Here is a 14,442-nt window from a genome sequence, read left to right as displayed (position 1 = left end):
AACACTTAATATATAGCTTTTTTATTGCGTATTAAAATTTAAAGTCAAGTTTACTCTTACAGCATATTTTTACATGTAATTAGTTCACCTTATAACCAACTTATCTAATTTTAATTTCGATGTGTAATAGTTTTTTTAAAAGACTCAGATAATACAAATACCCATCTAAAAGTCGTCGTAGCACACTCAATAAACTATACTGATTCAATAGTTTATTCTGATTCACACAAGCTTCCTCCTTACTCTAACTTAGAAGATAACAACAAACTCTCAAAGTCCTATATACACATTCTTAACAGCATTTCACTTCTTATCATCACAACATATTGCTATTAATACAAATCTAATTACTAAATACAATTAGCATATATGTTTTTTTTACACAAATCAATTTATTAATTCTATTATTTTATATAATTTTGCAAAAAATTCCACTAGCAAAACTAATACACGAGATTTAAAACATTTCACCACCTTTTTGATTGTACTTAGTAACACCCATTTTTAAATAAACCACATACCAACAACAATGAAAAAAATTATCATTCCCATAATAATAACCTTAGTATCCTTATCGATTCAAAGTTGCTCTGTAATGAAAGTTTCAGAAAAAAATGATGAAGGATATTTCAAGTCCACAAAGAAGGCAGTTGTTTTAACGAATCAACCATACGACTTAGACAATAACAAACAACTACTTGTTGTTCCGAATGTTGAATTCATAAGGGGAATGGGAGAAAAAATAGGATATTTTGATAGGGTTATTACTTTTGATGACTTAGAAAAGGAAATTATCAGAGACAACAAACAAGATGAAGTGGGCGCTTTAATAGGGAAAATTGGTATCAATAATATATATAGAAAATACACAAAATTCCTTTATTTAAAGCTTGATAGCAACAAGGATAAAAAAAACAGGATACAACTAACATTAATTAATCCCGAAAATTTTGATGAGATTTTTGTAGGAGATGTTTTATATGATACTAAATGGATTGGGGTATATGACACGAACACATTTAACCCTTTATTTAATGCGTTGATTAATTATATAGAAGAAAACTCAGAAACATATCATAGATAATACATTGATTTCAACAGTATAATTTGAATCTATATTTTTTAAAATAACCATAAATAGATAAAGCCCGATAGTTTAACTATCGGGCTTTATCTATATAACATAATAAGAGCCTATACTTCAGTTCCCCCTATTCTGTCCAAACTGCAAGTTCATACCCATCTAAATCTGTAAACTGAAAACGTTTTCCTCCAGGAAAACTAAAAATATCTTTTACAATAACTCCTCCTGCATTTATTACCTTACTTTTTGTTGCCTCTATATCCTTTGAATAAAGAACAATTAAAATAGTTCCGTTAATAGGAGTTCCAGAAGTAAATCCTCCATCAACAAAATCGCCTTCAAAGGCTGTATAATGTTCTCCATAATCCGTAAACCTCCAGCCAAAGCTAGCTGCATAGAAATTTTTAGCCCGATTAATATCTTTAGAAACAAACTCAATATATTGTATTTGTTCATGTTTTAGAATGTCTAATTTTACTTGACTCATAATACATCGTTTTTTACAAATATAATTCATTACAATAATCAACCTTAGAACAACATTCTAAATTTGTAATAATATATAATTTGCTTCTTACTTAAAAAATCATCAAAACTTTAGGATCAACAAAATACTTAAAGCTCACTTCGCCTGCTTATTTTAAGTGTTTCATAAATTATTTTTAAATGATATTTAACCGTGTTTTCTGAAATGAACAAATCACTTCCAATTTCTTTATTCGTTTTCCCTTGCTTAACCAACGTAATAATCTCCAATTGTCGATCCGTGAAATTAAAACTATACGTTTCTTCTTTCTGAGGATTAAGTTCATTCATTGCCAAAACAACTTTATCCAGCTCTATACGTATTTGACTATTCTCAATCTCAGCGATTATACGTTTTTGCCTATTTGATCTATAAAAGAAAAAAACAATTAGTATAATCGCAATCAATATTGCAATAGAGCTACCAAAATACAATCGGTTTTTTGCTGCTTTCTGTTCTTCTAATTCTCTCAATAATTCTTTTTCAATCTGATTTAGCTTTCCACTTATATTCGTGTTATCATAATCCGTCGCAAGTTTATTCAATATATGTTGAGTTCTCAATGCGTTTTCTACATCACCAATATCACTATAGAAATGAGAAATATCACTATACATAGCAATGATATAAATGTCTATTTTATATTTCTCCGCGTAGTACAATCCTTTCTCAAAGCTCTCGATAGCTTCTTTATATTTCTTTAAACTCTTATATAGACCTACTTTTTTTCTATAAACTAACGGAAGATGCTTTGGCGCATGATTTGATAAAAGCACAAGTGCTTCATCTAGATACTTATCAGCTAATTGATAATCTTTAGAACGTATATTCATAGTCCCTAAAACAGATAAATAAAACGCTTCGGTTTCTGGATTAAGAAGTTTTACATTTTCTCTAGAAATGGTAGTTAAAAGCTCTGTCACCTTATCAAACTCCAATAAATCAAAATGAATAAACATCCTCTCCACCGCTACTTTTATCTTCGCTTCTTCTTGCATATTCGTTTTTAAACCTGCCTTTAGAGCTAAATCTAAATTAGTAAGTGCTTCAGTATAATTGAACAACCTTTTATAGGTATAGTACTTTTGAAAATAAGCATTATATAAATCTTCTTGAGACGACTTCTCATTTAATATAACACTCTCTATTCTACGTATAGACTCTTCATATTGCTTACTCTCATTAAAAGTCGCAATATCCTCATTGAATAATTTGTAGCTATTATTCTGAGAATAGCATATGTTAATTAAGAAAAAAGAATAAATGAAAGAGAATAATCGTAACAAGGGACGCTTTTATTAATTATAAATAAATGAAAAATATTTTCATCAAAAAAGAGAGCAAAAGTATTCGTTTTTTTGTTAAGCTCACAGAATGTGAGTATTCTTTTACTCTATTTATAAAGTAATTTCAACAACTTATTATTTAAATCCACTCCCCTTCATTATTAAAACAGTCATTGACTAAAAAAAAATGCTTCATCCTTGTTTTAAAACATCTCAACACATTCTTAAAAACACCCAACCATTCAACTAAATATCAACACACTAAAACAGTCACTACCCTATTGGGTAGTACTTATACTTTCTCATTTTTAGCAAGACTACTCGCTTACTACCTCTCGTTTTATTTGATTTCAGTGAGAACATATTGACTTTTGCACCTTTCAAAAACGAAGAATTATTTAACCTTAAAAATTATCCAAATCTTTTTTATACACCTAAAAACAACAAAAAATGAGAACAAAATTATCTCTACTACTTTTCCTATTTACCAATTTTTATATGCTAGCTCAAGACAAAATTGGAATTGCTTTTATTCCTATCACATATGATGAAGAATCAGTTTCCAATTCAGATGCTAGAATGATTCATGAATCAGTAATAAACTCGTTCGTAAAAACCAAAAGATTTGCTGTTGTAGACAGAGAGAAATTACAAGCTCTAGAAGATGAAAAAAAACTACAACGAACAGAATCATTTATAGACAGCAAACAAACCATCCAAGATGGCGTAAGTCGTGGAGCGAGTTATCTAATAGCTACCAATATTTTAAGCTTAAGACATTCAGAAGTAAAACGCGGTTGGGAATCAATGCTACAAGTACAAGTAAAAGTACTTGATGTGTCAACTGGAGAAATTATAGCTACCGAAAACATTACTAGTGAATACATAGAGCCTTCTAAAATGATAATGGATGCTCGTGAAAAGTTCGCTAGTAAAAAAGAAATTAAAGCAATGGAAGAAAAAAACAAAAAAATGCAAGAAATCAAAATGCATAAAGAAGATGCCTTTTCGGTAGCCTTAGATCGTTTGGATGAAAACATGAAATCTTTCTCCAATGTTAATTTCCCAATAACACTTGACATACTAAGCTGGGATGCTAAAAACAGAAATCTATTTATGATTGCAGCTGGAAGTGGTATTGGATTATCTCAAGGACAATTATTAGACGTTGTCCATACAACAGAAGCAACTATCGGAGATCGTACAATAACTAGAAATCAAAAAATTGCAGTGGCTTGTATTATTAAAGTTGAAGATGCAAACTTTTCTGAAGCACTTATTATCTCAACAGAAAAAGCTTATAAAAAAGTACGTGAAAGCAATGGTGCTATTAAAATTCTTACCAAATAATAAAATAAAATCTAACTAAAACATTTAAAAACATGAAAAAAATTTACTTAGCTACATTATTAGTAGCACTAACTTTAGGAAGTTGCGGAACAAAAGTAGCAAGCCCATACACCGATTCAGCAGTCATTTCACATCCAACACAAGGAGCAGTTGTACTTAGAGGAATTGGAGAAGAAGTAGATGGAAAGAAAAAAGAACAAGAATTAAAATCGCGTAGAGCAGCACAGAAAAAAGCAATACAACAACTTCTTTATTTCGGTTTTGTAGGAACTGATTTTAAAAACCCAATAATAAGAGAAGGAATCTCCGTAGAAACGAAACACAAAGCTTTCTTTGATAGCTTCTGGAATGGTGGATATGAACGCTTCATAACAGATGGCAAAACTGAGTTTTACTCTTGCGAAAAGAAGAGTAACTGTACTTCGGCTGTTTCCGTTTTTACACTAAACTACAATATGTTACGCAAAGAGCTTGAAGCCAACAAAGTAATCAATAAAATAGGTTTCTAATGCAAATAGTAAATAACAGTATTTTTAAGTGTTTATTTATTGCAATACTTACTTTAATAGTTGGAGAAAGTGCTTTTGCACAAGCTCCAACTATTGCAGGAACTCAAAGTGATGAATCTACTCGTGCTGCCGCAAAAATAATGGTAGTCCCTTACAATAAACAAGATGAAGATATACGAACTGTCTTAGACGACAATCCGCACATCAGAACAGCAGTTTCTAAAGTAAAAGAAGCTTTTGATCAACGCGGGTGGTCTACGGTAGATTTCGTTGCAAATCTAAGAGCTGCACAAGCTAATGCCGCTTTTACATCTGACAGACAAGCTAACTTTAAATCAGATCTATTGACGACTTCTGGAGCTGATTTCTATGTTCAAGTCGATGTACAAATAACTACGTCGGATAGTGGAACAAGTACAGTCCTTAATGTAACAGCTTTTGAAACACATACTGGAGCAAGTTTTTCAAATAAAACAGGTACTAGTAAGTTTGCAAGTAGTGATTATGAAAAATTAATTTCTAAAGCATTCGATCAAATTCAAGAAGAATTTCTAAATACATTAATGGTTAAAACCGATGAGATTCGTGAAATTGGTAGAGCTACTATGGTAGAGTTCAATCTAGATGAAAATACTACTATAGATTTTGATAGTGAAATCGCTGGCGGTGAATATCTAAATGAAATTATTGAAGATTGGATTGCTACAAACGCTTATAAAGGAAGAGCTAACTTAACAGGAATTCTAGAAAACAAAATGGTATTTGACGAAGTAAGAATACCACTTTATGACCAAGAAACCAACAGACCATATAATCTAAATCGTTTTGCAACAGAGATTATTAAATACTTAAGAAGTAAAGGGATTCAAGCTAGTAGAAATATCCACGGACAAAAATTGTATATCACTATTAAAGCATGATAATGAAAAGCAAAACAACAAAAGTTACTATTCTGAGTGTACTGTTTTTATTCTTTTCTTTCAATACTTTGTTCTCTCAATCACAAGAATATCAAGCTAATTATAACTATGACCCCCCTGTAGGAAATCATACTGTAACAATAGAACAATACGAGCAACTAAAAGATATTTTACAAGGAACTTATACCTCTAAAAATCTTTTTAGTCATCAAAGTCCTTTTGCAATTGTACCTTCAATTAAAATTATTAGTGAGAAGATTGCGGGAGAAATCCAAGTAGTAAAAGTAATAAAGCTTGAAATCGGTTTAACCTCTCAAGGGATTAATAGTGATTTTGTATTTCATAAATTCAGACACGTATTCACCATTACTGCTGATAACGCTTCCGAAGCTATTTCAAAAGCAATACAACAATTGCGAAAAGAACAAAAACTAAAAAGCTTTTTTATTGAAAGCAATAAAAACATAGTTGCCTTTTATCAATCAAATTGCGCTACTGTTTTAAACACTGTACGAGTGAATATTGAACGACAAGAATATTCAAAGGCATTTGACTATTTAAGATATGTACCAGAAACTGTTAGCTGTTATCAAGAATCAGAGAAAATAATCACTAAAATTTATCTTGATTCTAAAGAAGAAAATTGCAGAAATCTAGTTCAGAAAGCACATGCAGCAGAATCGCAAAGGGACTATAGTAAAGCATTGTATTATTTACAGTTCGTAGAAACCAATATCAATTGTTACTCTTCAGCAACGGCTTTAGTTGAAAAGATAGGTGAACGCGTTGACGATCAAGTAATACGCGACTTTGAAATGGAGAAACTTAAATTTAGCAAATTGACAGACCTCAAGAAGATGGAAGTGCTAGCCAAAGAAGTTGATTATTTAGGGGTAACTATTAATGAGTAGTTATTCATACTAAACTCTATTTTATAGTTCCTCACCTTAAATACATTATAAAAAAGTCTCGTATGGTTTAAATCATACGAGACTTTTTTTACTTTAAAAAACTCTTGCAACTAATTATCTAATCCCAAAAAGTTTCCTTCTAAATCAAAACGCAGTTCAACATTATTTACTAAATCAACATCAAATCCATATGTTTGTTTTTCGATACTTTCAATCGAAGTCGTACTATAATTTGTTGTGACATATTCAACAATTGGAGTCAGAATAAAGCCTGTTGGAATTGATTTTTTATTACCATCAACATTTGTCCAAATTCCAGACTGAGTAAAATCAACTTCCATACCACCAACAAACTTTACCTCATAATATTCATCTATAGAATTCACGTCTTTTTCCACTCTCATAATTTCTGACTCAGAAAAATAAGTTTCAGTAAAAGCCTTGGCTTCTGTAGGCAATTCTGAATAATTAATTATTCTATCAGAAGAATTATCATCATCAGAAGAACAAGATACTGTTGCAAAAGCAAATGTCAATACTAAAACTGTTGATAAAAATATCTTTTTCATTTTACTTTACATTTTTAAAAAATTATTAATCATCAATTCTTTTAAAATCACCTTTAGAATTAAACTCTAATTCCAATCCATTTGAAAGTTTAACTTGTTGTTTTTCAAAACGTCCTTTTTCAATTTTTACAATATGAGTATTAGGAAATTTATCTTTCACATAAGTAAGAATGTTTTTTTGAATAAACCCTGTCGGGATTGTATTTTTATTTCCATCTACCTCCATCCAGACCCCTTTCGAATCAAACTCGATTTCAGAACCATCTGTGAATTTCACCTTGTAGTCTGTCGAAAACACTTCTTTGTCCATTTTTACATAATCAATAATGCCTTTCGAAAAATTATCCGAAATAAACTTTTGGGCTGATTGTGGTAATTCCTTTTTCGTAATTATTGATTCTTGTGCATTGGCACTCATTCCTATTAAAAGGAATACAACTGATAAAATTTTAATTGCTACGTTTTTCATATCTATGTATTTTAAAATTACTATACTAAGTTCCTCATTTTTATAGAAAAAAGTTAGCATTTTATGTTTTTTTTATAAAAAAAGAAATAATTACTTTTAAACAATCTCCTTATTCCCTAATTCCCATTTATTCGTCAATAATTTTTCGAGTTGTTCCACTTCTTTATGGTATATGGTCTTCTTTCTTGTCCCGAAATAAAGTGTATTTTCCAAAGGATTACTTCCCTCCCATATCAATTTGATTTTATCCGATGCAATAGCCTCTCTACATAAAAAATCAGGTACTACAGAAAAACCTGTATTATTGCTTAAGCATCTAATTATCGAGCTAATATTAGGAACTATATAGTTCGGACTAAAATCGGGATGTTCACCGAAATGTTGTAACCAAAAGTTCCTTAAATGCTCCATATCAGCAGTAGTACTATACCAAAGTTGTTGCTTTAGCAACACAGAAACTTCTTTTATATCATTTAAACTTAGTAATCTCTCTATCTCAGTTGTATTAGTATTGCTCCCTGCAATTAAAACTATTCTCTCTTTAGAAAAAGGTTTGTATTCTAAATTTTGTTGATTACCTATTTGTGGAGTTATTATTAAATCTAAAAGGCCGTTATCCAAGTCTTGTTGCATTTGAGGATATTCTCCAAACTTGATTATCAAGTTGAAGGGAAGACTCGCGATCTGTTCCTCTAAAGTATATTGAAAAGTTTCAAAACACATTCCTACACTAATAGTCGCACGTTCCTCTTTGGACCGCTTGTGAAAGTGTTGCTCGGCATTTTCCATTTTCTTCAGAGGTTCTAACACCCAATTATAAAGTATTTTCCCCTTTTCAGTGGGCACCATTTTGCGTGCTGATCTATCAAATAACTTATATCCCGTATAAGCCTCCAATGAATTTAAATGCAAACTCACGCCCGGCTGTGAAATAAAAAGTTCTTGTGCTGCGGCAGATAATGTACCTGTTTCATATATAGCTTTAAAAGTTCTAAGCCATTCTAAATTCCAACGCATATCTATTATTTAAATAATACAAATATAAAACTTAAATCATTTATATTCATACACAGTAATATCTGCTTTCATTTAAAACTTAATTCCACCTCCTTAGCTTAACATAATACACTAATATAATCCATAGGTTATTAAATATCTTCCTTGTATAGTCTTAAACACAACAATAGATCTTATGTATCATAATTATAATACAATCATATCATTTAAGTTATTTAGATAATACATTGTAATAATAGACCTTTGTATTATCAATAATTAAAATAATAGAAATGAAAAATATATTTATTATAAACGGAGGACAAACCTTTGCTCATTCAGGAGGCTTTTTTAATAACAGTCTAACTCAATGGACCCATGAAACACTATTAGAAAATGACTTTGAGATAAGAATATCAAATATTAACGATGAGTACGATGCTCTTATAGAAGTTGAAAATTTTAAATGGGCAGACATCATAATTTATCATACGCCCATATGGTGGTTTCAAGTACCTAATCGCCTGAAAAAATACATTGATGAAGTATTTACAGCAGGACACAACAATGGTATTTATGCCAATGATGGAAGAAGTAGAAAGAATCCAAATATTAATTATGGAACAGGTGGATTGATGCATGGTAAGAAATATATGGTGACTACTTCTTGGAATGCTCCTGAAACCGCATTCACATTAAAAGGTGAATTCTTTGACCAGCACTCTGTAGATGAAGGAGTTTTATTTGGTTTTCATAAAATGAATCAATTTGCAGGTTTAAGTAAAATAAAAGGATTTCACTTTCATGATTTAGAAAAAAATGCGACAGAAGAGCGCCTTGAAAACTACCGTCAACAATACATTCAACATATCAAAAAACAATTTACAATACATGAACAATTATCATGAATATATACTTAACCGCCATTATTAAAGTAAAAACAGAATATCGCGATGACCTTAAAACTATTTTGGAAAACATGATGCAAAAAGCTCGGAAAGAAAAAGCTTGCATACAATATGATTTACATCAGGGAACAGTCGATTTAAACACTTTTGTATTCTATGAAATATGGAATAACAAGAAGGGTTTAGAAATTCATAATCAACAAACTTACATCACAGAATTTAATCAATTCATACAAGAAAAAACACAAGGAGAACCTACAATACTCATAACTCAAAAATTATAAAAATGGAATATAGAAAATTAGGAAGCATAGATTTAGAACTATCAACTATTGCATATGGTGCTTTTGCTATAGGAGGGACCATGTGGGGAGGTAATGAAAAAAAAGACTCTATAGAATCGATAAAAGCCTCAATAGATAATGGGGTGACCTCTATAGACACTGCTCCTTTTTATGGTTTCGGACTTAGTGAGGAAATGATAGGAGAAGCAATCAAAGACTATGACAGAACAAAAATTCAATTATTAACCAAATTTGGTTTGGTATGGGACGGAAGTAATCAAGGAAAAGGTGAGTTTTTCTTTAATTCGGAAAAAGCAGGGAAATCGCTACCTATATATAAGTATGCTTCAAAAGAAAATGTTATAAAAGAAGTAGAAGAAAGTTTAATGCGTTTGCAAACAGATTATATAGACTTATTACAGATTCATTGGCCTGATAGCACTACGCCTATTTCAGAAACAATGGAAGCTTTTGAAATTTTACTAAAACAAGGAAAAATTAGAGCAGCTGGAGTAAGTAATTACAATATTAGCCAAGTAATAGAAGCCAGCAAAAATGTAAACATTTCTAGTAATCAAATTGGATATAGTATGCTAAATCGAGGAATCGAAAATGACTTAATCCCATACGCTTTGGAAAACAATCTAGGAATTATCGTTTACAGTCCTATGGAAAGAGGTTTATTAGCAGGTAACTACTTTAAAAAAGGAAAACTAAAAGACGACGATCATAGAAATGAATATTTTCAACAATTTGACATGTCTAAAGTAAAAACATTTCTAGACGCAATAACTCCACTAGCCTTAGACAAAGGTGCTACTTTATCACAATTAGTTCTTCGTTGGACTAGTTTACAACCTGCAATTACAATCGTATTAGCCGGCGCCAGAAATGCAAATCAAGCAATTGCAAATGCAAAAGCGATAGATATTGATTTAAATACAGAAGAAATTCGCTTTATCAACACAGAGCTTTTAAAAATTTAAAATTTTAATCACTTTCAATAACTAAGTAACAGACTGTTTATTTTTTCCCAAATAAATACCTAGGAGACCAACCAAAAGATAATAAACCTACCTTTGCAGTTATGAATAAAGCAGCAATACTTCAAAATTTGAATATAGCAGCGTTAAATGAAATGCAAAACAAGACATTAAACGCAGCTCAAAAGAAAAACAATATCGTTCTTTTATCTCCTACAGGTTCAGGTAAAACATTGGCTTTTTTAATGCCAATTGTAGAGCGTTTAAACCTTAATACGAAAGGGGTTCAAGCCGTTATTTTAGTGCCTTCTCGAGAATTAGCTCTTCAAATAGAAACCGTTTTCAAAAAGATGGGGACTCCGTTTAAAATTAATGCCTGCTATGGGGGACATTCAACAAAAACAGAGTTAAACAACTTTAGCACACCTCCTGCTGTATTAGTAGGAACTCCAGGAAGAATAGCTTTTCATATTGAAGAGAACTCATTTAACACTGAATCGGTTACAAGTTACGTGATAGATGAATTCGATAAAGCTCTTGAAATGGGATTTCAAGATGATATGGAATATATCATTAATTCATTCGACAATATCAATTTTAGACTCCTAACATCAGCGACTGCTTTAAAAAAGATTCCGGAATTTACTAGACTTGAAGCTCCTGAATATCTTCATTTTCTTAAATCAGAAGATGCTCAACCAGAAATCACTTTTAGTAAAGTAGTATCTACAGCAGAAGAGAAGTTAGAAACAGTAATTAAACTAATCGGTAAGATTGGTAAAGACACTATTTTAATTTTCTGTAACCATCGTGATGCTGTATCTAGAATCAGTGAAACACTTTCTAAAAAAGGAGTTGCAAATAGTGCTTTCCACGGTGGATTGTTACAAGAAGATCGTGAACGTGCTTTAATGAAGTTTAGAAATAAAAGTTGTCATATTCTTATTTCTACTGATTTAGCTGCTCGTGGATTAGACATCCCTGAAATAGGACACGTTATCCACTACCAGATTCCTGAGAAAGAAGATGCTTTTATCCATAGAAATGGACGTACAGCACGTATGAAAGCTTCAGGAAAAGCTTATATTATGGTAACTAAAGAAGAAAACTTTCCTTTTATTGACCCTAAAATGCCTTTGGAAGTTCTGAGTGGAAAGTATCAAATTGACAATCAAACAGATTTCAAAACTATCTACATCAGCGCAGGTAAAAAAGACAAAATCAACAAAGTTGATATTGTAGGCTATTTAATAAAAACAGGCGGTTTAAACAAAGAAAACATAGGCCTAATTGATGTACGCGATACACAAGCCTTTGTTGCCATAAGCTCATATAAGGTTAAACCACTTTTAGAAAAATTAGAAAATACTAAACTTAAAAACAAGAAAGTTAAAATTGCTATCGCAAGAGAATAATAGACTCTCCTTTATTTTTAATAAAAAATCCCATACTTAATAAGTATGGGATTTTTTATTAAAAGTTGTCAGATCTCCATTAAAGAAAAAATCCATTTCGTATTAAAATATATTGTAAATTTAATTACAATTATATAATCTTGTTTAATTAACAAATTATATTTCACAAGCATCACAAAGACGAATTAGATTAAAAATTGAATTAACGAGAACTTATCAAACTACTCTACTATTAAAATCTAAAATGTTATGAGAAAGATAATTATTTTAACCGCATTAAGCCTTCTCAGTGTAATTGGTTATAGTCAAGGACACTACAATGGTTCCTCCTTCAATCCCAACGATTATTTTGCTCCTCATGAAGGTATAATCATTCCAGTCTGGTATGGCTATGCAGACATGAATTACTACAATGCCAAAGGAAATAAATCGGATCAATTGATCAACCCGGCTCCAGGCAATCCAACTTCTTTACAAATAGAACAAAAAGTTCAAACCCACTCATTCATTGCTATGGCAATTTATGGAGGTAAAGGAAAAATATTAAATGCCAACTGGGGAATGATGATTATTCCAACATTGAACAGTCCAACTGCAAATATTGCTTTAGACTATTATTCAATACAAACCGGTTCTGGACGATATGATTTCACCAACAAAAGCATAGGCTTTGGAGATATGTATATACAACCAATCTGGTTGTCATGGAAACAAGGAAATTTCCAATATGCTTTAAACTATGGTGTTTGGGCTCCAACGGGAAAATATAAACCAAATGATTTAGACAATGGTGGTCATGGATATTGGTCACACAATATTAGAGTAGCTTTGAAATATAAACCAAGTGCTAAAGTTAATTTAAGTATTGCTCCTACATTAGAACTTAATCAATGGCAGAAAGACACTGATTTTAAAGAAGGGACCCACTTAACTTTAGATTTTGGAGGTTCTTACCTATTAAACTCTCGCGGTGATGAAGTCGGACTATTCGGTCATTACACCAAACAAATATCTGATGACAAAGGCACACAAGGTGGTTTTGTTTCAGACCAAACCGCAGGAGTTGGAGGTTTTGTATCCTATTGGATTGTTCCCCACAAAATAGGTCTAATGGCTCGAGTTACACAAAACTTCGCTACAGAAAACCGATTTGGAGGCATCGCCTTTCAAACAGGAATTAACTTTTTGATTCCTACAAAAAAAGCAACAGATAAAAAGCCAATTTAATCTTGTATTATAAATTAAATGCTAACCAAGTATCATATTTAACTACACCTAACTCGGGTCTTGCCTTTCCATCTAAAATAGAGATAAACTCTAACTCATGTCCGTCTGGGTCGTGAAAATAGATTGCTAAGGCAGGCATCCAAGCAAATACCATAGGTGTATCTTTTCCATCTTTTAAAAAGTTATAAGGTAGAATGCCATGTCCTTTTAAGAAGGAAACAGCTTCATTTAATATAAAATCTTTTTCACAACGAAAAGCGAAGTGCCTTAGTTCTATTTCGACTTTGGGTTTCTCCCACAATCCCAACATGGCTTCTTGCGTATTCCCTATCCAAAAGAAAGCGATTCTTCTTTCCTCTTCCACATGACACAACTCCAACCCCAAAACATCCTCATAAAAAGTTATGGATCGCTCTAAGCTTTCAACATACAAATGGGTTTCATACAATCCTTTTATTACGCTCATTAAACACTTTTTACAATTAAAATCCTTTACAAATAACCCTATAACCATTCATATTTACAAAAATAGCATTAATAAATCCAATCCCTTTATATGACAGCAATAAAAACAAAAAGCTACCCTTTCAGGTAGCTTTTTTACTTTACTTAATAATTACTAATACATTATTTATTGATTTGTACCCATCCAGTTCTGGTTTTACCTTTTGATATCACCACGTAATAGTACGTTCCATCTGGAAGTTTATTCCCATTCTTATCCTGTCCAGCCCACTGATTTGTGTAACCAAAACCATATGAATATACCTCAGAACCATAACGATTAAAGATTTTCAGATCATCTACTCCATGACTCGACAAGTCAAAGAAATCATTAAGTCCATCGCCATTTGGAGAAATACCTTTCTGTATAGGACACTCGTTATATTTAACCGAATAACTACTCTCGTCTGTACACAATCCGTCCTCAGACTCAGCATACACATAAATAATTTGATCCCTAAAAATTACTGTTCCCGGAAGATAGCTTTCCCCACCTTTACC

The 14,442-nt window shown here is 31.5% G+C and carries 17 protein-coding genes; 10 read left to right on the top strand and 7 right to left on the bottom strand.

All coding sequences use genetic code 11. The annotated features are described in order from the left end of the window. The first annotated feature begins 595 nt into the window (after positions 1 to 595). Complete coding sequence (locus BM024_RS06560; RefSeq protein WP_245753868.1) at positions 596 to 1,084, top strand: hypothetical protein; 489 nt, start codon at positions 596 to 598, stop codon at positions 1,082 to 1,084. A gap of 127 nt (positions 1,085 to 1,211) precedes the next feature. On the opposite strand, the gene BM024_RS06555 is transcribed toward BM024_RS06560, so the two are convergent. Further along, positions 1,212 to 1,571 carry a VOC family protein gene (locus BM024_RS06555; RefSeq protein ID WP_177190172.1) on the bottom strand — a complete coding sequence of 120 codons (360 nt, stop codon included), beginning with the start codon at positions 1,569 to 1,571 and terminating at the stop codon, positions 1,212 to 1,214. Positions 1,572 to 1,699: 128 nt separating this feature from the next. Then, the gene (locus BM024_RS06550; RefSeq protein WP_090678668.1) at positions 1,700 to 2,896 is read right to left on the bottom strand and encodes a LuxR C-terminal-related transcriptional regulator; all 1,197 of its coding nucleotides are present in this window, start codon (positions 2,894 to 2,896) and stop codon (positions 1,700 to 1,702) included. Positions 2,897 to 3,346: 450 nt separating this feature from the next. Here BM024_RS06550 and BM024_RS06545 point away from each other — a divergent pair, with 450 nt between their 5' ends. Genes BM024_RS06545 through BM024_RS06530 form a run of 4 tightly spaced genes read left to right on the top strand, consistent with a single transcriptional unit; the run spans position 3,347 to position 6,586 of the window. After that, positions 3,347 to 4,246, top strand: a complete 900-nt coding sequence (locus BM024_RS06545; RefSeq protein ID WP_090678667.1) for a CsgG/HfaB family protein — start codon at positions 3,347 to 3,349, stop codon at positions 4,244 to 4,246. 32 nt (positions 4,247 to 4,278) lie between these two features. Further along, entirely contained in the window at positions 4,279 to 4,755 is a 477-nt protein-coding gene (locus BM024_RS06540) for a hypothetical protein (RefSeq protein WP_090678666.1), read from the top strand. Further along, entirely contained in the window at positions 4,755 to 5,675 is a 921-nt protein-coding gene (locus tag BM024_RS06535; RefSeq protein ID WP_090678665.1) for a DUF6175 family protein, read from the top strand. The genes BM024_RS06540 and BM024_RS06535 overlap by 1 nt, the downstream gene beginning before the upstream one ends. 2 nt (positions 5,676 to 5,677) lie before the next feature. Continuing rightward, positions 5,678 to 6,586: a hypothetical protein gene (locus BM024_RS06530; protein WP_090678664.1), complete on the top strand. Its 909-nt coding sequence runs from the start codon at positions 5,678 to 5,680 to the stop codon at positions 6,584 to 6,586. Positions 6,587 to 6,696: 110 nt separating this feature from the next. Here the strand turns inward: BM024_RS06530 and BM024_RS06525 are convergent, their stop codons facing one another. The 3 genes from BM024_RS06525 to BM024_RS06515 all read right to left on the bottom strand — a co-directional run bounded on the left by BM024_RS06525 (position 6,697) and on the right by BM024_RS06515 (position 8,641). Further along, complete coding sequence (locus tag BM024_RS06525) at positions 6,697 to 7,155, bottom strand: PepSY-like domain-containing protein (protein WP_090678663.1); 459 nt, start codon at positions 7,153 to 7,155, stop codon at positions 6,697 to 6,699. A 25-nt stretch (positions 7,156 to 7,180) separates the two neighbouring features. Beyond that, positions 7,181 to 7,624, bottom strand: coding sequence for a PepSY-like domain-containing protein (locus tag BM024_RS06520; protein ID WP_177190171.1), 444 nt, complete (start codon positions 7,622 to 7,624; stop codon positions 7,181 to 7,183). A gap of 96 nt (positions 7,625 to 7,720) precedes the next feature. Next, entirely contained in the window at positions 7,721 to 8,641 is a 921-nt protein-coding gene (locus BM024_RS06515) for a LysR family transcriptional regulator (protein WP_090678661.1), read from the bottom strand. 272 nt (positions 8,642 to 8,913) lie between these two features. Here BM024_RS06515 and BM024_RS06510 point away from each other — a divergent pair, with 272 nt between their 5' ends. The 5 genes from BM024_RS06510 to BM024_RS06490 all read left to right on the top strand — a co-directional run bounded on the left by BM024_RS06510 (position 8,914) and on the right by BM024_RS06490 (position 13,437). Further along, positions 8,914 to 9,528, top strand: coding sequence for an NAD(P)H-dependent oxidoreductase (locus BM024_RS06510; protein WP_090678660.1), 615 nt, complete (start codon positions 8,914 to 8,916; stop codon positions 9,526 to 9,528). Further along, positions 9,525 to 9,812: a putative quinol monooxygenase gene (locus BM024_RS06505; protein ID WP_090678659.1), complete on the top strand. Its 288-nt coding sequence runs from the start codon at positions 9,525 to 9,527 to the stop codon at positions 9,810 to 9,812. The genes BM024_RS06510 and BM024_RS06505 overlap by 4 nt, the downstream gene beginning before the upstream one ends. Before the next feature lie 2 nt (positions 9,813 to 9,814). Then, positions 9,815 to 10,798 carry an aldo/keto reductase gene (locus tag BM024_RS06500; protein ID WP_090678658.1) on the top strand — a complete coding sequence of 328 codons (984 nt, stop codon included), beginning with the start codon at positions 9,815 to 9,817 and terminating at the stop codon, positions 10,796 to 10,798. Positions 10,799 to 10,899: 101 nt separating this feature from the next. Next, positions 10,900 to 12,210, top strand: coding sequence for a DEAD/DEAH box helicase (locus BM024_RS06495; protein ID WP_090678657.1), 1,311 nt, complete (start codon positions 10,900 to 10,902; stop codon positions 12,208 to 12,210). Between the two features lie 249 nt (positions 12,211 to 12,459). Continuing rightward, on the top strand, positions 12,460 to 13,437 hold the full coding sequence (locus BM024_RS06490; protein WP_090678656.1) for a SphA family protein: 978 nt from the start codon (positions 12,460 to 12,462) through the stop codon (positions 13,435 to 13,437). Positions 13,438 to 13,444: 7 nt separating this feature from the next. Here BM024_RS06490 and BM024_RS06485 read toward each other — a convergent pair whose 3' ends face one another. Together BM024_RS06485 and BM024_RS06480 are read right to left on the bottom strand one after the other, a co-directional pair. Further along, positions 13,445 to 13,903 (bottom strand): VOC family protein, encoded by a 459-nt coding sequence (locus tag BM024_RS06485; RefSeq protein ID WP_090678655.1) that lies wholly within the window; start codon positions 13,901 to 13,903, stop codon positions 13,445 to 13,447. Positions 13,904 to 14,064: 161 nt separating this feature from the next. Beyond that, on the bottom strand, positions 14,065 to 14,442 hold a 378-nt coding region (locus tag BM024_RS06480), incomplete at its 5' end, for a T9SS type B sorting domain-containing protein (RefSeq protein WP_143077732.1).

It is taken from the genome of Myroides guanonis (assembly GCF_900114085.1).
In the GTDB taxonomy this organism is placed as follows: domain Bacteria; phylum Bacteroidota; class Bacteroidia; order Flavobacteriales; family Flavobacteriaceae; genus Flavobacterium; species Flavobacterium guanonis.
This window is presented reverse-complemented; position numbering and strand designations above follow the sequence as displayed.

Excerpts from the sequence above, each read along its gene's own strand:
- BM024_RS06560 (WP_245753868.1), top strand. The coding sequence starts at position 596 with ATGAAAGTTTCAGAAAAAAATGATGAAGGATATTTCAAGTCCACAAAG.
- BM024_RS06555 (WP_177190172.1), bottom strand. The coding sequence starts at position 1,571 with ATGAGTCAAGTAAAATTAGACATTCTAAAACATGAACAAATACAATAT.
- BM024_RS06545 (WP_090678667.1), top strand. The coding sequence starts at position 3,347 with ATGAGAACAAAATTATCTCTACTACTTTTCCTATTTACCAATTTTTAT.
- BM024_RS06540 (WP_090678666.1), top strand. The coding sequence starts at position 4,279 with ATGAAAAAAATTTACTTAGCTACATTATTAGTAGCACTAACTTTAGGA.
- BM024_RS06535 (WP_090678665.1), top strand. The coding sequence starts at position 4,755 with ATGCAAATAGTAAATAACAGTATTTTTAAGTGTTTATTTATTGCAATA.
- BM024_RS06530 (WP_090678664.1), top strand. The coding sequence starts at position 5,678 with ATGAAAAGCAAAACAACAAAAGTTACTATTCTGAGTGTACTGTTTTTA.
- BM024_RS06525 (WP_090678663.1), bottom strand. The coding sequence starts at position 7,155 with ATGAAAAAGATATTTTTATCAACAGTTTTAGTATTGACATTTGCTTTT.
- BM024_RS06520 (WP_177190171.1), bottom strand. The coding sequence starts at position 7,624 with ATGAAAAACGTAGCAATTAAAATTTTATCAGTTGTATTCCTTTTAATA.
- BM024_RS06515 (WP_090678661.1), bottom strand. The coding sequence starts at position 8,641 with ATGCGTTGGAATTTAGAATGGCTTAGAACTTTTAAAGCTATATATGAA.
- BM024_RS06510 (WP_090678660.1), top strand. The coding sequence starts at position 8,914 with ATGAAAAATATATTTATTATAAACGGAGGACAAACCTTTGCTCATTCA.
- BM024_RS06505 (WP_090678659.1), top strand. The coding sequence starts at position 9,525 with ATGAATATATACTTAACCGCCATTATTAAAGTAAAAACAGAATATCGC.
- BM024_RS06500 (WP_090678658.1), top strand. The coding sequence starts at position 9,815 with ATGGAATATAGAAAATTAGGAAGCATAGATTTAGAACTATCAACTATT.
- BM024_RS06495 (WP_090678657.1), top strand. The coding sequence starts at position 10,900 with ATGAATAAAGCAGCAATACTTCAAAATTTGAATATAGCAGCGTTAAAT.
- BM024_RS06490 (WP_090678656.1), top strand. The coding sequence starts at position 12,460 with ATGAGAAAGATAATTATTTTAACCGCATTAAGCCTTCTCAGTGTAATT.
- BM024_RS06485 (WP_090678655.1), bottom strand. The coding sequence starts at position 13,903 with ATGAGCGTAATAAAAGGATTGTATGAAACCCATTTGTATGTTGAAAGC.